The sequence below is a fragment of the Pseudomonas sp. 14P_5.3_Bac1 genome (assembly GCF_025466135.1).
Lineage (GTDB): Bacteria > Pseudomonadota > Gammaproteobacteria > Pseudomonadales > Pseudomonadaceae > Aquipseudomonas.
Map to the genome: position 1 here is coordinate 43,245 of NZ_JANLOF010000002.1, position 19,507 is coordinate 62,751.

The following is a 19,507-nucleotide window of genomic DNA, read 5'->3' on the forward strand; positions in this document are numbered from 1 at the left end:
TGGGAGCTGGCTTGCCTGCGATGAGGCCAGTCCAAGCGACAAAAAAATCAATGCCCGCCAGAGGCAAAAAACCGTGAGGCCAATACCGTGATCCAGACCCTGACCCACCTCCCCCATCCCCATGAAGATGGGCCGACACTCGCCAGCCATTTCACCGACCTGGCGCCGCCCCTCAATGCCCGCCAGGCTGCACTTGAAGCGTCGCGCTGCCTGTATTGCTACGACGCGCCATGCGTAAATGCATGCCCCAGTGAAATCGACATCCCGTCGTTCATCCGCAATATCCACACTGAAAACGTCCAGGGCGCCGCGCAGAAGATTCTTTCGGCCAACATCCTCGGCGGCAGCTGCGCACGGGTTTGCCCCACCGAAATTCTGTGCCAGCAAGCCTGCGTGCGTAACAACGCCGAAGAATGCGCGCCGGTGCTGATCGGGCTATTGCAACGCTACGCCATCGACAACGCGCATTTCAGCGAACACCCCTTCCAGCGCGCCGCCCCGACCGGCAAGCGCATCGCCGTGGTCGGCGCCGGGCCTGCGGGGTTGGCCTGTGCCCATCGCGCCGCCCTGCACGGCCATGATGTGGTGATTTTCGAAGCGCGAGAAAAGGCCGGCGGCCTGAATGAATACGGGATCGCCAAGTACAAACTGGTGGATGACTTTGCCCAGAAGGAGCTGGATTTCCTGCTCGAGATTGGCGGCATCGAAATCCGCCACGGCCAGCGCCTGGGTGACAACCTGACCTTAAGCGAACTGCACCAGCAATTCGACTCCGTGTTTCTTGGCCTCGGCCTCGCCGCCAGCAAACAGCTCGGCCTGCCACACGAGGACGCTCCGGGCCTGCTTGCCGCCACCGACTACATCCGCGAACTGCGCCAGGCCGATGACCTTAGCCAACTGCCGCTGGCCGACCGCTGCATCGTGCTTGGCGCGGGCAACACCGCCATCGACATGGCCGTGCAAATGGCCCGCCTCGGCGCCCGCGATGTGAACCTGGTGTACCGCCGTGGCTTGGCGGACATGGGCGCCACCCACCATGAGCAGGACATCGCCAAGGCCAATCAGGTGCGCCTGCTGACCTGGGCCCAACCCGAAGAAGTGTTGCTGGATGATCAAGGCCACGTGCGCGGCATGCGCTTCGCTCGCACACGCATGGACAACGGCCGCCTGCACCCTACCGGCGAGACCTTCGAACTGGCAGCCGATGCGATTTTCAAAGCCATCGGCCAGGGCTTCGACACCGAGGCATTGCACGACCCGCTGGCCCAGCAACTGCACCGCGTGGGCGAACGCATCTTTGTTGACGAACACCTGCGCACCAGCATTCCCGGGGTGTACGCCGGCGGCGATTGCGTCAGCCTCGGCCAGGACCTCACTGTGCAGGCGGTACAACACGGCAAGCTGGCGGCTGAAGCCATGCACGCCCAACTCATGCTGAATGTGGAGGCTGCGTAATGGCCGATCTCTCGATTGTGTTCGCCGGTATCAAAGCTCCCAACCCGTTCTGGCTGGCCTCCGCACCGCCCACCGACAAGGCCTACAACGTGGTCCGCGCCTTTGAAGCCGGCTGGGGCGGCGTGGTCTGGAAAACCCTCGGTGAAGACCCGGCGGCGGTCAACGTGTCGTCACGCTATTCCGCGCATTACGGCGCCAACCGTGAGGTATTGGGCATCAACAATATCGAGTTGATCACCGACCGCTCGCTGGAGATCAACCTGCGCGAAATCACCCAGGTGAAAAAGGACTGGCCGGACCGCGCGCTGATTGTGTCGCTGATGGTGCCCTGTGTTGAAGAGTCCTGGAAAAACATCCTGCCGCTGGTGGAAGCCACCGGCTGCGACGGCATCGAGCTGAACTTCGGTTGCCCCCACGGCATGCCCGAACGGGGCATGGGCGCAGCGGTCGGCCAGGTGCCGGAGTACGTGGAACAGGTGACGCGCTGGTGCAAGACGTATTGCTCGCTGCCGGTGATCGTCAAGCTCACGCCAAATATCACCGACATCCGCATGGCGGCGCGTGCGGCGTATCGCGGCGGTGCGGACGCGGTGTCGCTGATCAACACCATCAACTCCATCACCAGTGTCGACCTTGAGCGCATGGTGGCCCTGCCGGTGGTCGGCACCCAAAGTACCCATGGCGGGTATTGCGGCTCGGCCGTCAAGCCGATCGCGTTGAACATGGTTGCAGAAATCGCCCGCGACCCGCAGACCCAAGGCCTGCCGATCTGCGGGATTGGCGGCATCGGCAACTGGCGCGACGCGGCGGAATTCGTCGCGCTGGGTTGCGGCGCGGTGCAGGTGTGCACGGCGGCCATGTTGCATGGGTTTCGGATTGTGGAAGAGATGAAGGACGGGCTGTCGCGGTGGATGGACAGCCAAGGCTACAAAAGCCTGCAGGAATTTTCCGGGCGCGCGGTGGGCAATACCACCGATTGGAAGTACCTGGATATCAATTATCAGGTGATCGCCAAGATTGACCAGGAAGCCTGCATTGGCTGTGGGCGTTGCCACATTGCCTGTGAGGACACGTCGCACCAGGCTATCGCGAGCTTGAAGCAAGTGGATGGCACGCATAAATACGAGGTGATCGATGATGAGTGCGTGGGCTGCAATCTGTGCCAGATCACCTGCCCGGTGGCCGATTGCATCGAGATGGTGCCGATGGACACGGGCAAGCCGTTTTTGAATTGGACGCAGGACCCACGTAATCCGTATCGGGAGGCGGTGTAGTCCTGTAGACCGCTATCGCAGGCAAGCCAGCTCCCACATTTGATCGGTGAACATATTCAACTGTGGGAGCTGGCTTGCCTGCGATAGGGCCATCAGCCTTCACACAAGCTCAAGGCTCCAACCCAACTGGACCGCCTTACAGCCCACTGCATTCCTTCAGGCAAAATGCGGTCAACTGTGGGAGCTGGCTTGCCTGCGATAGGGACATCAGCCCTCACACAAGCTCAAGGCTCCAACCCAACTGGACCGCCTTACAGCCCACTGCATTCCTTCAGGCAAAATGCGGTCAACTGTGGGAGCTGGCTTGCCTGCGATAGGGCCTTCAGCCTTCACACAAGGCTTAAGGCTCCAACCCAATGCCGCGCAAAATCACCGCGGTCACCGTCTGAATCGCCTTCTCGAACTGCATGTCCGACAACGGCTGGTGATCATTCAGAATCTTCACTTGGTGATCAAAGTCGGCATAGTGCTGGGTCGATGCCCAGATCATGTACAGCAGGCTCGACGGCTCCACCGGCAGGATGCGTTTGTCCTCCACCCACTGGCGAATTTTCGCTTCTTTCATCTTGGCCCAGTCGTACAGGCTTTCGTCCAGCGCCTCACCGAGCGTCGGCGCGCCGTGGATAATTTCGTTGGCCCAAACTTTCGAGCCATACGGCCGCGTACGCGAGCGCTGCATCTTAGCGCGGATGTAGCTGCTGAGCACCACCCGCGGATCATCAAAGGTTTCAAAGCTCAGGGCGTCCTGCTTCCACACCTCCAGCAGGTCGAACAACACCGCGCTGTACAGTTCGCTTTTGGTGGTGAAGTAGTAATGCAGGTTGGAGCGTGGCAGTTGCACTTCTTCAGCGATGTCAGCCATGGCGGTGCTGCCGTAGCCTTTTTCAGCGAAGATTTTCTCCGCCGCCAGCAGGATTTTTTCGACGTTGACCCGCCGAATTCCGATCTTGTGATTGCCCATAAGGGCTCCCCGACAACAACATGGCCTCAAGACTACCATCGGCTCTAGATCGCGGCGACAAGGCATAATGAAACTTCTACGCGAACCTTTCCCCTGCAAAACGGATTGGTTAGGATCGCGATCCCCATGAAGGATCATTGCCATGACTATCCGACCTCGCGTGGCCGCCGACGACCCTGTGCTGGGAGCACTGTGGGAACGCTCGGTGCGGGCCACCCATGACTTCCTCCCCGAGGATGACATCCAGCGTTTACTGCCGCTGGTACGCGACGCTTACCTGCCAATGCCGGCCCTCGACGTTTGGGTCTATGAAGACCAGAACGGCATCGCCGGTTTTATCGGCACCGGCGGGCACAATGTAGAAATGCTGTTTATCGACCCCGATCGCCGTGGCCAGGGCATCGGCCGCCAATTGCTCGACCACGCCCGCGCGCGCCACGACACGCTGACGGTGGATGTAAACGAACAAAACCCGCAGGCCGTGGGCTTCTACCTGCACTATGGTTTCATCCAGGTCGCGCGCTCGCCGCTGGATGGCGAAGGCAAACCCTTTCCCTTGCTGCACATGGCCTTACCGACTCTCTAAACCTGAAGGTATTGAACAATGTTGATCAAGAAAACCCTGACCACCGTCGCCCTGCTCGCCTCCTTGCTGGGCGCCTCGGCGGCCTTTGCCCATGCCCACCTCAAGAGTTCGACACCGGCGGCTGACAGCTCCGTCGCCGCGCCCGCTGACCTGCGCCTGACCTTCACCGAAGGCGTCGAAGCGACGTTCACCAAAGTGTCCCTGAGCAAGGACGGCACCGAAGTCGCGATCAAAGGCCTGGAAACCCCGGGCGCCGACAAGAAAGTCCTGGTGGTTACGCCGGCGGCACCGCTGGCCGCCGGTACCTACAAAGTGGAATGGCACGCCGTGTCCGTGGACACCCACAAGAGTGAAGGCAGTTACAGCTTCAAGGTCGGCCAATAACCCATGGCGACCCTGCTGGTGCTGTGCCGCTTCCTGCATTTCATCGTCGTGCTGTTGATGTTCGGGGCCTGTGCGTTCAGGCCCTGGCTATTGGGCGCTGAACCGCAGCCGGCGCTGGACCGGCAACTGCTGCGCATCACCCGCGCGCTGGCCTGGCTGGGGCTGGGCTCTGGCGTGGCCTGGCTGCTGCTGATCACCGCCAGCATGGCCGGCAGCTGGGACGCGGCCTTGCAACCGGCCACCGTGCAGTTGGTGCTGGGCAAAACCTTTTTCGGCCAGGTGTGGGTCTGGCATCTGTTGCTGAACCTGCTACTGGTAATCGCGCTGATCAAACCCTGGCCGGCCCTGCGCCTGCCATTGACTGCGCTGCTGTTGGCAACGCTGGCACCGGTCGGCCACGGCGCCATGCTCAATGGGTTGAGCGGGCAATTGCTGATCCTCAACCAGGTGGTGCACCTGGTGTGCGTCGGCGCCTGGCTCGGTGGGCTGCTCGTGCTGGTGCTGATCTTCAGGCGGCCGCAGGGCTATGCGCTGGAGCCGATTCTCAAACGCTTCAGCGGCGTGGGATATGGCCTGGTCGCCGGGTTGCTGGTGACGGGCTTGATCAACGTGCGCGTACTGACCGGGCAACTGTGGCCCACACCGCTGTTCAGCGGGTTCGCGCTGATTCTTGTGATCAAAGTGCTGCTGGTGCTGGGCATGTTGGCGCTGGCGTTACTGAACCGGTTGCGCATTGAGCGCTGCGAAGAACGCCAGGGCAGTTTGAAGGCCAGCGTCATGCTGGAATGGTTACTGGGTGTTTCAGCTGTAGCCGCCGTTTCGCTGCTGGGCACACTGCCGCCGATGGTCATGGCCAACTGAACATCGCTTTTGAAATGCAATCCATGTGGGCGCTGGCTTGCCTGCGATGGCATCCACTCGGTGTACCTGATACACCGAAGCGTTTGCATCGCAGGCAAGCCAGCGCCCACATTGACCGAGCCCGCTTTTGATCGGCACACGCGACGTCATCGTACAACTTCCGCTTGACACCCCACGGAAACCCCGTAAATATCCCGCCCAATGTTGTACGACGACGTATAACAAATAATAAAAACAACAAAAGAAAAAGGGAGCTTCTCTGTGAGTCAATTCGCCCGCAATTCCTCCTCGCGTATCGGCCTTATCGGTCTCGGCAGCCTGGCGTTCACCCTGCCCCTCAGCGCGCATGCCGATGGTTTTCTCGAAGACGCCAAAGCCTCGCTGAACCTGCGCAACGCCTACTTCAACCGCAACTTCACCAACTCCACTTACCCGCAAGCCAAGGCCGAGGAGTGGACGCAAAACTTCATCCTCGATGCCAAATCCGGCTTCACCCAGGGCACCGTGGGCTTTGGGCTCGACGTGCTGGGCCTGTATTCGCAAAAGCTCGATGGCGGCAAAGGCACGGGGGGCACTCAGTTGCTGCCGATCCACAGCGACGGCCGGCCGGCTGACAATTTCGGCCGTCTGGGCGTGGCCCTGAAAACCAAACTGTCGAAGACCGAACTGAAAGTCGGCGAATGGATGCCGGTGCTGCCGATCCTGCGTTCGGACGACGGCCGCTCGCTGCCCCAGACCTTTCGCGGCGGTCAGGTCACGTCCAATGAAATTGCCGGCTTGACGCTCTACGGCGGGCAGTTTCGCGGTAACAGCCCCCGTAATGACGCGAGCATGGAAGACATGTTCATGAACGGTAAAGCCGCGTTCACCTCCGACCGTTTCAACTTTGGCGGCGGCGAGTACAGCTTCAACGACAAGCGCACCCAGGTGGGCGTCTGGTATGCCGAGCTGACGGATATCTACCAGCAGCAGTATTTCAACCTGACCCACAGCCAGCCGGTAGGCAACTGGACCCTGGGCGCCAACCTCGGTTATTTCACCGGCAAGGAAGACGGCAGCGCCCTGGCCGGCGACCTCGACAACAAGACCGTGTCCGCCCTGCTCTCGGCGCGCTACAACGGCAACACGTTTTATGTCGGCCTGCAAAAACTCACCGGTGACAGCCTGTGGATGCGGGTCAACGGCACCAGCGGCGGCACGCTCGCCAACGACAGTTACAACGCCAGCTACGATAACGCCAAGGAAAAATCCTGGCAGGTGCGCCATGACTTCAACTTTGTGGTGCTCGGCATTCCGGGGCTGACCATGATGAACCGCTATATCAGCGGCAGTAATGTGCACACCGGGGCGATCACCGACGGCAAGGAATGGGGGCGCGAATCGGAACTGGCCTACACCGTGCAGAGCGGCGCACTGAGGGACTTGAACGTGCGGTGGAGGAACTCGACCCTGCGTCGGGACTTCAGCAACAATGAATTTGATGAGAATCGGATTTTTATCAGCTATCCGATTTCGCTGCTGTAAGGCGATGAATGTGGGAGCTGGCTTGCCTGCGATAGCGGTGTATCAGCAAAACATCTGTCAACTGACAGACTGCTATCGCAGGCAAGCCAGTTCCCACGTTTGATCGCACTCGTCAGCAAGGGCGTTGACAAGCCAGGGACGACCTAACGATACTTTCGGCAAGTCATACGACAACCTACAACAACAATGGAACCCTCATGACCACCTCTACCACCACGCCTGTTCCATTCAACCGCCTGTTGCTCACCGGTGCTGCCGGCGGCCTGGGCAAAGTCTTGCGCGAACGCCTGCGCCCTTACGCCCAAGTCCTGCGCCTGTCGGACATCGCCAACATGGCGCCGGCGGCCGACGCATCCGAAGAAGTGCAACCCTGCGACCTTGCCGATAAACAAGCCGTGCACCACCTGGTGGAAGGCGTCGACGCCATCCTGCACTTCGGGGGCGTTTCAGTGGAGCGCTCGTTCGAAGAAGTCCTCGGCGCCAATATCAGCGGCGTGTTCCACATCTACGAAGCCGCTCGCCGCCACGGCGTGAAGCGTGTGATCTTCGCCAGCTCCAACCACGTGATCGGCTTCTACAAGCAAGGCGAAACCCTCGACGCCCGCTCGCCTCGCCGCCCGGACAGTTACTACGGTTTGTCCAAGTCCTATGGCGAAGACATGGCGAGTTTCTACTTCGACCGCTACGGCATCGAGACCGTGAGCATCCGCATCGGCTCCTCGTTCCCCGAACCGCAAAACCGCCGGATGATGCACACCTGGCTGAGCTTCGACGACCTCACTCAGTTGCTCGAACGCGCGCTGTACACGCCGAACGTCGGTCACACGGTGGTCTACGGCATGTCGGATAACCTCGATACCTGGTGGGACAACCGCTACGCCGCACACTTGGGTTTCACCCCCAAGGACAGCTCCGAAGTGTTCCGCGCGCAAGTCGAAACCCAGCCACCGGTCGCCGCCGATGACCCGGCCAAGGTCTATCAGGGCGGCGCCTTCTGCGCGGCGGGGCCGTTCGGTGACTGACTGCACACCCAAGGGATTGAGTTGCCATGACTGCTGAACTGATTGTTGACGCCCGCAATGCCGTGGGCGAATGCCCGGTGTGGGTGCCTGAGGAAAACGCGCTGTACTGGGTGGACATCCCCAACGGCGGCCTGCAGCGCTGGAGCGCTGCCAGCGGCCACAGTGCCGCCTGGAAAGCCCCGCAGATGCTCGCCTGCATTGCGCGCACCACGGCGGGCAACTGGGTCGCCGGGATGGAAACCGGGTTTTTCCAACTCACGCCACACAATGACGGCAGCCTGGACACCACCGCGCTGGCGAGTGTCGAGCACCCGCGCCCCGACATGCGCCTCAACGACGGCCGCTGTGACCGCCAGGGTCGCTTCTGGGCCGGCAGCATGGTGTTGAACATGGGCTTGAATGCGCCCCAGGGCACGCTCTACCGCTACGCCTGCGGTTCCGCGCCGCATGCCCAGCTGGACGGCTTTATCACACTCAACGGCCTGGCATTCAGCCCGGACGGCCGCACGATGTATGCCTCGGACTCACACCCGCTGGTGCAGCAGATCTGGGCCTTCGATTACGACACCGAGACCGGCACGCCCTCCAATCGTCGCGTATTTGTCGACATGCAGCAGTTTCTCGGTCGCCCCGACGGCGCGGCCGTCGACGCCGACGGCTGCTACTGGATCTGCGCCAACGACGCGGGGCTGATTCATCGCTTTACCCCCGACGGTCGCCTGGACCGTTCCCTCGCCGTGCCGGTGAAAAAACCCACCATGTGCGCCTTTGGCGGCAGCCGCCTGGACACCTTGTTTGTCACCTCGATCCGTGATGACCAGAGTGAACAGTCGCTGTCCGGCGGCGTATTCGCCCTCAACCCCGGCGTCCAGGGACTGCCCGAACCGCGCTTCACCCTCTAGCTGCATTGCTGTGCCTTGAATACAAAAATAACAACACAGGAGTGACATTCCATGGACTTCAAACGCACCTTGCTCGCCGCCACACTCGTTGCCCTCAGCAGCGCCGCCCACGCGCTGGAAATCAAGTTCGCCGACATCCATCCCGCCGGCTACCCCACCGTCGTCGCTGAAGAGAACATGGGCAAAGCCCTGACTAAGCAAAGCAACGGCGAACTGACCTTCAAGTACTTCCCAGGCGGTGTCCTGGGCTCTGAAAAAGAAGTCGTCGAACAGGCCCAGGTCGGCGCGATCCAGATGACCCGGGTCAGCCTCGGCATCGTCGGCCCGGTGGTGCCGGACGTGAACGTGTTCAACCTGCCGTTCGTGTTCCGCGACCAGGCGCACATGCGCAAGGTCATTGATGGCCCGATCGGCGACGAGATCCTCGCCAAGATCACCGACTCCGAATTCGGCCTGGTAGCCTTGGCCTGGATGGACGGCGGCACGCGCAATATCTACACCAAGAAACCGGTGCGTTCGATCGCAGACCTCAAGGGCATGAAGATTCGCGTGCAAGGCAACCCGCTGTTTATCGACGCCTTCAATGAAATGGGCGCCAACGGCATTGCCATGGACACCGGCGAGATCTTCAGCGCATTGCAGACCGGCGTGATTGACGGCGCGGAAAACAACCCGCCAACCCTGCTGGAGCACAACCACTTCCAGAACGCCAAGTTCTACACCCTCACCGAACACCTGATCCTGCCCGAACCCATCGTGATGTCGAAAATCACCTGGAACAAACTCACCCCCGCGCAACAGGACATGGTGAAAAACGCCGCCAAGGTTGCCCAGGCCGATGAGCGCGTGCTGTGGGACGCCAAGTCCGCCAGCAGCGAAACCAAGCTCAAGGCCGCCGGCGTCGAGTTCATCACCGTCGACAAAAAGCCCTTCTATGAGGCCACCGCGCCCGTTCGCGCGAAGTACGGCGCAGCTTACGCCGACATCATCGAGCGCATCGACGCCGTCGAGTAAGCCCCATCCTCCTCTTAGCTAGGCCCGGCGCGGTCCGCACTGACGTGCCCGGTTACGGTGAACGCCATGAAGAATCGACTGCTGCGCTTCAACGACCGCCTCTACATGACCTGCATCTGGGTCGCCGGCCTCTCGGTATTAGGCGTCGCGCTGATCATCCCCTGGGGCATTTTCGCCCGCTACATTCTCGGCACAGGCGCAAGCTGGCCAGAGCCCAGCGCCATCCTGCTGATGCTGGTGTTTACCTTTATCGGCGCCGCCGCCAGCTACCGCGCCGGGGCGCATATGTCGGTGGCCATGATCACCGACCGCCTGCCACCGCGCCAACGCCAACTCGTCGGCATCCTCTCGCAACTCTTGATGGCGACCATCTGCCTGTTCATGACGATTTGGGGCAGCAAGTTGTGCCTGTCCACCTGGAACCAGTTCATGAGCGCCATCCCTACCCTGCGCGTGGGCATCACCTATATGCCGATCCCGATTGGCGGCTTGCTGACCCTGGTGTTTGTGCTGGAGAAACTCCTGCTCGGCGACCAGAGCCACCGGCGCGTGGTGCGCTTTGACCTGGTTGAAGAAAGCGAAGGGGCTGCCTGACATGGACGCATTGATTCTGTTGGGCAGCTTTATCGCGTTGATCCTGATCGGCATGCCGGTCGCTTACGCCCTGGGGCTGTCGGCGCTGATCGGCGCGTGGTGGATCGACATTCCGTTCCAGGCCTTGATGATTCAGGTGGCAGGCGGAGTGAACAAGTTTTCGCTGATGGCGATTCCGTTCTTCGTGCTCGCCGGGGCGATCATGGCCGAAGGCGGCATGTCGCGCCGGCTGGTGGCGTTTGCCGGCGTGCTGGTGGGCTTTGTGCGCGGCGGCCTGTCGTTGGTCAACATCATGGCCTCGACGTTTTTCGGCGCCATTTCCGGCTCGTCAGTGGCAGACACCGCCTCGGTCGGCTCGGTGCTGATTCCGGAAATGGAACGGCGCGGCTACCCCAGGGAGTTCGCCACGGCGGTGACCATCAGCGGCTCGGTGCAGGCGCTGCTGACCCCGCCCAGCCACAATTCGGTGCTCTATTCCCTGGCGGCCGGCGGCACGGTGTCGATCGCTTCGCTGTTCATGGCCGGCGTGGTCCCGGGCCTGCTGATGAGCGCGTGCCTGATGGTGCTGTGCCTGATCTTCGCGAAGAAACGCGACTACCCCAAAGGTGAAGTCATCCCGCTCAAGCAGGCGCTGAAAATCTGCGCCGACGCGCTGTGGGGCCTGATGGCGATGGTGATCATTCTTGGCGGCATCCTCTCGGGCATTTTCACCGCCACCGAGTCCGCCGCGATTGCCGTGCTGTGGGCGTTCTTCGTGACCATGTTCATTTACCGCGACTACAAATGGCGCGAGCTGCCCAAGCTGATGCACCGCACGGTGCGCACCATTTCCATCGTGATGATCCTGATCGCCTTCGCCGCCAGCTTCGGCTACATCATGACCCTGATGCAGATCCCGGCGAAGATCACCACGATGTTCCTGACCCTGTCGGACAACCGCTACGTGATCCTGATGTGCATCAACATGATGCTGTTGTTGCTCGGCACTGTGATGGACATGGCGCCGCTGATCCTCATCCTCACGCCCATCCTGCTGCCGGTGATTCTCGGCATCGGCGTCGACCCGGTGCACTTCGGCATGATCATGCTGGTGAACCTGGGCATCGGCCTGATTACCCCGCCAGTGGGCGCGGTGCTGTTTGTCGGCGCGGCGGTGGGCAAGGTCAGTATCGAGAAAACCGTGAAGGCCCTGCTGCCGTTTTATGGCGTGCTGTTTCTGGTGCTGATGGCTGTCACCTACATCCCGGCGCTGTCGCTGTGGCTGCCGGGCCTGGTGCTGTAACCTTTCTCCGAGGCCGAGGTTCAACTGTGGGCGCAGGCTTGCCAGCGTCCACAAATCACCTCTGTGTTGGTTCATTCATGCGGCGGGACACCCATGCCTTCAGACTTGATCGAGCTCAGCGACCCACTCACCCACCTCACCCTGGCCCCGGCCCTGGGTGGCAGCATCGTCAATTGGACGGTGCGCGCCACCGGGCAGCCGTTGTTGCGACACAGTGACGAGCACGCGGTAAATACCGGTTTACCCGGCAAGTTGGGGTGCTACCCGTTGGCGCCCTGGTCCAACCGAATCGCCCAAGGCGGTTTCGATAACCCCGACGGCTGGCTGGCGCTGACAGCCAACAGCCTGACCGATCCGTTGCCGATTCACGGCTCGGCCTGGCAACAGGCGTGGCACGTGGTCAGTCAGGCGGCGGATGAAGTGGTGCTGGCGCTGCGGTGCGACACGCCGTTCGCCTATCACGCCGAACAGCGCTTTGCCTTGCGCGACGGTGAGCTGAGCATTGGGTTGCGCGTAACGCATCTGGCCGAACAGGCGGCGTGGCATGGCTTGGGCTTGCACCCTTACTTGCCGCGTACGCCGGGCACGCGGTTGCAGGCCAAGGCTGGGCAGGTATGGCTGAGTCATGCCTCAAAGCTGCCCACAGGATTGGCGCCGGTGCCGCAGGCCTGGGATTTCAGCACATTGAACACCCTGCCCGAAGGCCTGGTGGACAATGGGTTCTGCCAGTGGGACGGGCATTGCCGGATCGAGCAGCCGGCCTTGGGCTATACCCTGGAATGCCGGGCGACCGGGGCGGATTACTTTCTGCTGTATTGCCCGCCGGGGTTGGCATTTTTTTGCATTGAGCCGGTGAGCCATCCGGTGAATGCGCATCACCTGCCCGGCAGGCCGGGGCTGAGGTTATTGGAGCAAGGCCAGTCGACCCAACTCGATTTCACCCTCACATACAGTGCCCATGGGGACGCGGGCTTGCTCGCGAAAACGGTGGGTCGGTAACCGCGCGCTTTTCTGGCACTGCGCTTTTGCGAGCGCGCCCGCGTCCACAGGGTGACCTGTGCTGTGTCAGGGCGGGGTGTTTTTCAGGCGCCCCGCCGTGTCGATACTCACCACCACCGATAACCCCGGACGCAGGCGCTCGCTCTCGGCCTGACCCGGGTCAACGGTGATCCGCACCGGCACGCGCTGGGCGATCTTCACAAAGTTGCCGGTGGCGTTGTCCGCCTGCAACAGGCTGAATTCCGAGCCGGTCGCCGGGGAAATGTGCTGCACCGTGCCATGAAATTTGCGGTGGTTCAGCGCGTCCACCGTGAAGGTTACCGGCTGGCCCACCTGCACATTGTCCATCTGGGTTTCTTTCATGTTGGCGATCACCCACAGCTGGGGCGGCACCAATGCCATCAACTGCGCACCGGAGTTGACGAAGGCGCCCAGGCGTACGCCGATCTGCCCGAGCTGGCCGTCACGCGGCGCGAGGATGCGGGTGTTGGACAGGTCGATGCGCGCCAGCTCCACTGCGGCGTCGGCGCTGGCCACTGCGGCTTCCAGTGAACCGCGGTTGACGATCACGGTTTGCAGGTCCTGCCGGGCGATTTCCAGGCTGGCCTGGGCCTGGGCCACGGCGGCGATAGTCTGGGCATTGGCGGCGCGCGTCACGTCCAGTTCACGCTTGGACACCGAGCCATCGCTGATCAGCTCTTCGTTACGGCGCAAGTCAGCGGTGCTTTTACGCGCCTGGGCCTGGCTGTCGACCAGCGCGGCCTGGCGCAGCTTGATGGTGGCTTCGGCGCTGTTGCGTTGCTGCACCACGTTGGCCAACGAGGCTTTCTGCACCGCCAGTTGCGCCAGCGCCTGGTCGAGGCGCTGCTTGTAAATGCGATCATCCAGGCGCACCAGCAGGTCGCCGGCCTTGACGAACTGGAAGTCCTGCACCGGCACTTCATACACATAGCCGCTCAGTTGCGGGCCGATAATCGTCACCTGGCCGCGCACCAGTGCGTTTTCAGTGCTCTCCACGGCGCTGCTGAAGGGCGGCAATTGCCAGGCATACAGCACGATCAGCACGCCGACGATGGCAATCGCGGCAAAGCCCAACGATGAGATGATGCGCACCCGCAGTGAGCGTGGCTCAGTTGCGGTTGCTCCCGGTGGAGCGGTGCCTTCCGGGGTGGAGGCGATGGCGTTGGTGGTGGTCGTGGTTGTTTCGGTCATGAAGTAACGCCGCTGGGTTGAACGGGAGGGGCTGCTGCCTTGGTGGTGCTCATCAGCCACAGACTGCGGATGAAGATCCAGAGCATGGTGAGAATCGCGATGATCGCAATCAACATGAACACATCGTTGTAGGCCATCACATTCGCCTCACGCGTGGCCGCCGTGGCCAGGCTGCGAATGCCCATCAGGTTGCGCAATTGTGGGTCGGCGATGACACCGCCATACGCCGAACCGCCGCTCTGCACCCGCGCAGCCACACGCGGGTCCAGTAAGGTCAGGTGTTCGACGATCATGCTGGAGTGATACTTCTCGCGCACGATCTGGAAAGTGCCCAGCAACGCTGCGCCTATCAGGCCGCCAAGGTTCTGGCAGATGCCGAACATCACCGAAAAACTCACCAGGTTGCGCGGGTTGGTCAGCACGTTGCGCGTGCCCAGCACCATGGTCGGCCCCAGAAAGAAGGTGCCGCCAAAGCCTAGCAGGAACTGGCTGATATACAGGTTCTGTGGACGGGTCAGGTTGCTTGAGAAGCTGTCCATCACCGAGCCGATGGCCATCAGCGCCAGGGAGATGATCAGGGGCATCAACAGGTGCGCCGGGTTGATCGTCAGTGCACTGACCACCAGCCCGGCAATCGCCCCGGCCAGCATCACCACGTACAGCGTGTGCATCTGCTGGTAGCTCATGTTCAACATTTGCATGAAGCCCACGGCGCCAGTGGATTGCTCCGACAACACCATGCGAATCAACACCACGGCCAGGGCCAGGCGAATCATCACCCCGCTGCCTAGCCAACGGGTCATCAGCAACGGGTTGGTGCGGTTATGCTCGATGGCCAGGCCGGCCATGATCAGCACCAGGGAACAGGCCGAGGCCACGCCGATCCACGGGGCTTCCAGCCACCAGTCGATACGCCCCAGCGACAGTACCGCGCACAGCAGCGCCACGCCGGTGGCGAGGATGCCGAAGGTGAGGAAGTCGAGTTTTTCAAAGGTCTTGAAACGATCGCCGGGCGGCAGTTTGAGCAGGAAGACGCAACCCAGGCAGATCAGCGCCATGCCCAGTTCGAACAGGTACAGCCCGCGCCACTCGGCAATTTGCAGCAGGTCTTCAGAGAACAACCGCGCCAGCGGCAGTGCCAGCTGCGCGGTGCCCAGGCCGAGCACCAGGGCTTTCATGCGCCACTTGGCCGGGAACGCCTGGATCATGTAGTACAAACCCAGCGAACTCAGCGCCGCGCCCACCATACCGTGAGCCGCCCGCACCGCGATGGCGGAGCTGAGGTCGTTGACGAACAAGTGGCCGAAGGTGACCAGCGCATATAGCACCAGAAACACCTCGGTAAACGCGCGCAGGCCGAACTGCTGGCGAAACTTCACCAGCAGCAGGTTCATGCACACGTTGGTCATCACATAGGCGGCGGGCAGCCAGGCCATTTCGGCGGTGGTCGCGCCCAAGGCGCCTTGCAGGTATTGCAGGTTGGCGATCACAAGCGCGTTGCCCAACCCACCAGTGATTGCCACCAGCACGCCGACCATTGCAAACAGCCAACGCTTGGGCGTGGAGTGCAGCGGCGTCGACGGCGAGCCGGGCAGGCTCGGGCGCTCGTGGGGCTGCCAGGTGTGGGGGGTGTATTTGTCCATTCGGTGGCCTTGATAAGCCGACGTGCAAGGTCGGTGAATCCATTACTCAGGGAGTAGTAAACCTGAGAGACGTGCATCTTGCCATGTCAGGGCAGCAATTGAACGCTTGAACGGGCACGCTCAAAACGGTGGGAAGCAGGCTTGTCGTGGCGAGCGGGCTTGCCCCGCGTAGGGGCGCGAAGCGGCCCTTGATGCTGACGACGCGATTTTTTTGAGAACTGGGGTGACTTTCTGGGGCTGCTGCGCAGCCCAACGCGGGGCAAGCCCGCTCGCCACGCAGGATTGTGGCGTCTCTGGACAGTTTCAACTTCAGGTCAGAGCGCGGCCTTGAGCAGCATGCCGGCGGCCACTACCACACACAGGCTGGCAAAGCCGACTTGCAGGGTGCGCGCCTTGATCACCGAACACAGGCGCCGCCCAATCAGCATGCCGACGATGCTCGCGCCGATAAACACCCAGCCCACAGGCTCGATGCTCACCCCAGCATGAAACGCACCCGCGACGCCAATCAACGAGATCAGGCTGATCACCATCAACGAGGTGGCGACGATGCCGCGCATTTGCACATCGGTGAGCTGCTTGAACGCCGGCACGATCAGAAAGCCGCCACCCACGCCGAGCAAACCCGACACCGCACCGGTCACCGCGCCGAGGGCGGCCAACGTGGCGCTGCACTTGGCCGTCCAGGCCAAGCGCCCTGTCTGCTGATCAAGCATGCAGTTCTTCTGGCCCCACGACGCGGCGCCATGATCGCTGGGCCCGGCCTCGACCTTTTCGCGCTGCAACATGCGCCAGGCGACCAGCACCATCAATGCGCTGAACAGCCCCATCAGCACGGGCTCCGGCAGTTGATGGGCGAAAAATACACCCAGGGGCGAAAACACTGCGCCGAGCAAAGCGATCAATAAGGCCGCGCGGTAACGCACCAGACCATGGCGCAAGCCGTCGATTGCGCCGACCGCCGCCGCCGCGCCCACCGCGAGCAATGACACCGGCGCCGCCTGGGTCATCGTCAAGCCCAACCCCAATACCAGCGCCGGCACCCCAAGGATGCCGCCGCCCGCGCCCGTGAGGCCCATGACCAGGCCCATCAACAGGCCTAAAACACTTGCCAGCAGCATTCAGTCCACCTTGCTCAGACGGGTCAGCCACTCGCGACCCTTGAGCATGCCGTTCCAGTAGAACCACGGCAGCAGCGTGGCCTTGAGAAACCACATCGAACGGCGCGCCCGGGTCGGGTCCAGTGGGAAGGTCGGCAGCAGTTTGCCGCCGTAGCCGAACTCGGCCAGCACCACCTTGCCCTTCTCCACCGTCAGTGGGCAGGAACCATAGCCGTCGTATTTGAGCGGCAATGGCGCCTGTTTGCGCAGGGCCAGCAGGTTTTCGGCGACTACCACGATTTGTTTGCGCACAGCGGCGGCGGTCTTGGCATTGGTGGTGCCGCACACATCGCCTAGGCCAAAGACGTGTGGGTAACGCAGGTGTTGCAGGCTGTGGGGGTTCACTTCGCACCAGCCGGCGGCGTCGGCCAGCGGGCTTTGGCGGATAAAGTCCGGGGAGACTTGCGGCGGGACCACGTGCAGCAGGTCGAAGGATTTCTCTTCAACCGTGAGCGTGCCCGCCGCGTCTTTTACCTCGAACCAGGCCTTGCGTGCCGGGCCATCAACCTTGACCAGGTTGGAGTTGAACGCCAGGCGCGCGTGGTATTTTTCGACGTATTTCATCAACGGCGGCACAAAGGTCGCGACGCCAAACAGCGCGGCGCCCGCGAGATCGAATTCGACGTCGATGTTTTTCAGGTGGCCTTGTTTAAGCCAGTGATCGCAAGACAGGTACATCGCCTTTTGCGGCGCCCCCGCGCATTTGATCGGCATGGCCGGCTGGGTAAAGATCGCCTTGCCGCCCTTGAGCTGTTGCACCAGTTGCCAGGTGTAGGCGGCGTGCTCGTAGCTGTAATTGGAGGTCACGCCGTTTTGGCCCAAGGTGTCTTGCAGGCCTTCGACCTTTTCCCAGGCCAGGCGCAGGCCGGGGCACACGATCAGGTTGTTCCAGGTGACGCGCTGGCCGCTGTCGAGCACCAGGGTCTGCGCCTCGGGCAGCAGTTCGGTGACCGCGGCCTGCACCCAGGTGACGCCATTGGGCAGTACGTCGGCGAGTGGGCGCCGGGTCTTTTTGACGTCGTAGGCGCCGCCGCCCACCAGGGTCCAGGCCGGCTGGTAGCAGTGAAATTCGCTCGGTTCGATCAGGGTGATGTTCAGGTGCGGGTCACGTTTGAGCAGGCTGGCCAGCAGGCCGATGCCCGCCGAACCGCCGCCGATGACTACGATATCGCCACTGATGGTAGGGCCACAGTGTTGGTCATTCATGGTCAATCGCCTTTCTTTTACATGCACACAAGGGTCGCTGCCGGATGGCGTCACGCCCAGCTTTTCATGACCGCGCCGCAGTACAGCCCGGACAGGGTTTTCATCACTTGAATCACTTCATGGCTGGCCAGCCCGTAGAAAATGTATTTGCCTTCCCGACGGGTGGCGACCAACCCTTCGTCACGCAGGATGCCCAACTGTTGAGACAGCGTGGGCTGGCGCACGCCGGTCAGCGCTTCCAGTTCACCCACGTTGCGCTCGCCCTGGGTCAACTGGCACAGGATCAACAAACGGTCCTCGTTGGCCAACGCCTTGAGCAAGGAGCAGGCCTTGGACGCCGATGCGCGCAACTGGGCGACTTCGCCCTCACTCAGAGTAGATTCCATTTGCTTCGGGTCCTTTACGTCACTTAAGCTCAAAACATTATGTGTAAACGTAAACTGATTGTAACGACTTTTTTCTTCCTCAACAGGGACAGCCGCCATGCCAGCGTTGATTCACGCTTTTCTGGACGAGGCATCGTCGACCTTCACCTACGTCATCTATGAAACGGACGGCGGCCCGTGTGCCATCGTCGACTCGGTGCTCAATTACGACCCGGCCTCCGGGCGCACCGACACGGCCCATGCCGACAAAGTCATCGCGTTTGTGCGTGAGCACGGCCTGCAGGTGCAATGGCTGCTGGAAACCCATGCGCATGCCGATCACTTGTCTGCCGCGCCGTACCTGCGCCGTACGCTGGGCGGCAAGATCGCCATTGGTCAGTCGATCAGCAAGGTCCAGGACGTGTTCAAGAACCTGTTCAACCTGGAGCCGGAATTTCGCGTCGATGGCTCGCAGTTCGACCATTTGTTTGCGCCGGATGAGGTCTTTCATATCGGCAACCTGAAGGCCCAGGCGCTGCATGTACCCGGGCATACCCCGGCGGACATGGCCTACTTGATCGACGACCGCTTGATTCTGGTGGGTGACACGCTGTTCATGCCCGATGTGGGCACGGCACGCTGCGATTTTCCGGGTGGCGATGCGCGGCAGTTGTATGCGTCGATGCGTAAGCTCTTGGCATTTGCACCTGAAACCCAGTTGTACGTCTGTCATGACTACCCGCCTGAGGGGCGGCAGGCGAAATGCCTGACTACCGTAGCCGAGCAGCGCGCGGGCAATATTCATGTGCATGACGGCGTGGATGAAGCGGCGTTTGTAGCGATGCGCACCCAGCGTGATGCGGGATTGGGCATGCCGACGTTGTTGCTGCCGGCGATCCAGGTGAATGTGCGGGCGGGGCATATGCCGCCGGCCGAAGAGAATGGGGTGGTTTATCTGAAGATCCCACTCAACCAACTGTAAGGACGCCGAACCCACTGTGGGGGCGGGGGGGGGGGGGGGGGGGGGGTTTTGGTGCCCCCCCTTTGTGATGTGCCCCCCCGC

Annotated in this window: 19 protein-coding genes; 13 read left to right on the plus strand and 6 right to left on the minus strand. The window is 61.8% G+C overall.

Features of this window, described 5'->3' with window-relative positions:
* The first annotated feature begins 87 nt into the window (after positions 1-87).
* Both NTD89_RS00485 and preA read left to right on the plus strand, forming a co-directional pair.
* Complete coding sequence (locus tag NTD89_RS00485) at positions 88-1,455, plus strand: NAD(P)-dependent oxidoreductase (protein WP_262206067.1); 1,368 nt, start codon at positions 88-90, stop codon at positions 1,453-1,455.
* Positions 1,455-2,729 (plus strand): NAD-dependent dihydropyrimidine dehydrogenase subunit PreA, encoded by a 1,275-nt coding sequence (gene preA / locus NTD89_RS00490; protein ID WP_262206068.1) that lies wholly within the window; start codon positions 1,455-1,457, stop codon positions 2,727-2,729. The genes NTD89_RS00485 and preA overlap by 1 nt, the downstream gene beginning before the upstream one ends.
* A gap of 340 nt (positions 2,730-3,069) precedes the next feature.
* Here the strand turns inward: preA and NTD89_RS00495 are convergent, their stop codons facing one another.
* Positions 3,070-3,690 (minus strand): TetR/AcrR family transcriptional regulator, encoded by a 621-nt coding sequence (locus tag NTD89_RS00495; protein ID WP_145163765.1) that lies wholly within the window; start codon positions 3,688-3,690, stop codon positions 3,070-3,072.
* A gap of 142 nt (positions 3,691-3,832) precedes the next feature.
* On the opposite strand from NTD89_RS00495, the gene NTD89_RS00500 reads away from it, so the two are divergent.
* The 10 genes from NTD89_RS00500 to NTD89_RS00545 all read left to right on the plus strand — a co-directional run bounded on the left by NTD89_RS00500 (position 3,833) and on the right by NTD89_RS00545 (position 12,858).
* On the plus strand, positions 3,833-4,276 hold the full coding sequence (locus tag NTD89_RS00500) for a GNAT family N-acetyltransferase (RefSeq protein ID WP_242199306.1): 444 nt from the start codon (positions 3,833-3,835) through the stop codon (positions 4,274-4,276).
* An 18-nt stretch (positions 4,277-4,294) separates the two neighbouring features.
* A complete protein-coding gene (gene copC / locus NTD89_RS00505) occupies positions 4,295-4,660 on the plus strand; it encodes a copper homeostasis periplasmic binding protein CopC (RefSeq protein ID WP_262206069.1) in 366 nt (121 codons plus the stop codon).
* 3 nt (positions 4,661-4,663) lie between these two features.
* A complete protein-coding gene (gene copD / locus NTD89_RS00510; RefSeq protein WP_262206070.1) occupies positions 4,664-5,521 on the plus strand; it encodes a copper homeostasis membrane protein CopD in 858 nt (285 codons plus the stop codon).
* A gap of 261 nt (positions 5,522-5,782) precedes the next feature.
* Positions 5,783-7,045: an OprD family porin gene (locus tag NTD89_RS00515; protein WP_145163754.1), complete on the plus strand. Its 1,263-nt coding sequence runs from the start codon at positions 5,783-5,785 to the stop codon at positions 7,043-7,045.
* 197 nt (positions 7,046-7,242) lie between these two features.
* The gene (locus tag NTD89_RS00520) at positions 7,243-8,067 is read left to right on the plus strand and encodes an NAD-dependent epimerase/dehydratase family protein (RefSeq protein WP_145163752.1); all 825 of its coding nucleotides are present in this window, start codon (positions 7,243-7,245) and stop codon (positions 8,065-8,067) included.
* 26 nt (positions 8,068-8,093) lie between these two features.
* A complete protein-coding gene (locus tag NTD89_RS00525) occupies positions 8,094-8,969 on the plus strand; it encodes an SMP-30/gluconolactonase/LRE family protein (protein WP_262206071.1) in 876 nt (291 codons plus the stop codon).
* A 51-nt stretch (positions 8,970-9,020) separates the two neighbouring features.
* On the plus strand, positions 9,021-9,983 hold the full coding sequence (locus tag NTD89_RS00530; RefSeq protein WP_145163748.1) for a TRAP transporter substrate-binding protein: 963 nt from the start codon (positions 9,021-9,023) through the stop codon (positions 9,981-9,983).
* 66 nt (positions 9,984-10,049) lie between these two features.
* A complete protein-coding gene (locus NTD89_RS00535; RefSeq protein WP_262206073.1) occupies positions 10,050-10,577 on the plus strand; it encodes a TRAP transporter small permease in 528 nt (175 codons plus the stop codon).
* A 1-nt stretch (position 10,578) separates the two neighbouring features.
* Positions 10,579-11,859, plus strand: a complete 1,281-nt coding sequence (locus tag NTD89_RS00540) for a TRAP transporter large permease (protein WP_145163744.1) — start codon at positions 10,579-10,581, stop codon at positions 11,857-11,859.
* Positions 11,860-11,952: 93 nt separating this feature from the next.
* Positions 11,953-12,858 carry an aldose 1-epimerase gene (locus NTD89_RS00545; protein WP_262206074.1) on the plus strand — a complete coding sequence of 302 codons (906 nt, stop codon included), beginning with the start codon at positions 11,953-11,955 and terminating at the stop codon, positions 12,856-12,858.
* A 66-nt stretch (positions 12,859-12,924) separates the two neighbouring features.
* Here NTD89_RS00545 and NTD89_RS00550 read toward each other — a convergent pair whose 3' ends face one another.
* From NTD89_RS00550 to NTD89_RS00570, 5 genes are all read right to left on the minus strand, one after another.
* Positions 12,925-14,070, minus strand: a complete 1,146-nt coding sequence (locus NTD89_RS00550) for an HlyD family secretion protein (protein WP_242199297.1) — start codon at positions 14,068-14,070, stop codon at positions 12,925-12,927.
* Positions 14,067-15,713, minus strand: coding sequence for an MFS transporter (locus NTD89_RS00555; RefSeq protein WP_262206076.1), 1,647 nt, complete (start codon positions 15,711-15,713; stop codon positions 14,067-14,069). The genes NTD89_RS00550 and NTD89_RS00555 overlap by 4 nt, the downstream gene beginning before the upstream one ends.
* 314 nt (positions 15,714-16,027) lie before the next feature.
* Positions 16,028-16,834 carry a sulfite exporter TauE/SafE family protein gene (locus tag NTD89_RS00560; RefSeq protein WP_262206077.1) on the minus strand — a complete coding sequence of 269 codons (807 nt, stop codon included), beginning with the start codon at positions 16,832-16,834 and terminating at the stop codon, positions 16,028-16,030.
* Positions 16,835-18,079 (minus strand): FAD/NAD(P)-binding oxidoreductase, encoded by a 1,245-nt coding sequence (locus NTD89_RS00565; protein ID WP_262206078.1) that lies wholly within the window; start codon positions 18,077-18,079, stop codon positions 16,835-16,837. It abuts the gene before it with no gap.
* A 50-nt stretch (positions 18,080-18,129) separates the two neighbouring features.
* A complete protein-coding gene (locus tag NTD89_RS00570; protein ID WP_016974127.1) occupies positions 18,130-18,465 on the minus strand; it encodes an ArsR/SmtB family transcription factor in 336 nt (111 codons plus the stop codon).
* Positions 18,466-18,562: 97 nt separating this feature from the next.
* Between NTD89_RS00570 and NTD89_RS00575 the strand changes: the two genes are divergently transcribed.
* The gene (locus NTD89_RS00575) at positions 18,563-19,426 is read left to right on the plus strand and encodes an MBL fold metallo-hydrolase (RefSeq protein WP_262206079.1); all 864 of its coding nucleotides are present in this window, start codon (positions 18,563-18,565) and stop codon (positions 19,424-19,426) included.
* Positions 19,427-19,507 lie beyond the last annotated feature (81 nt).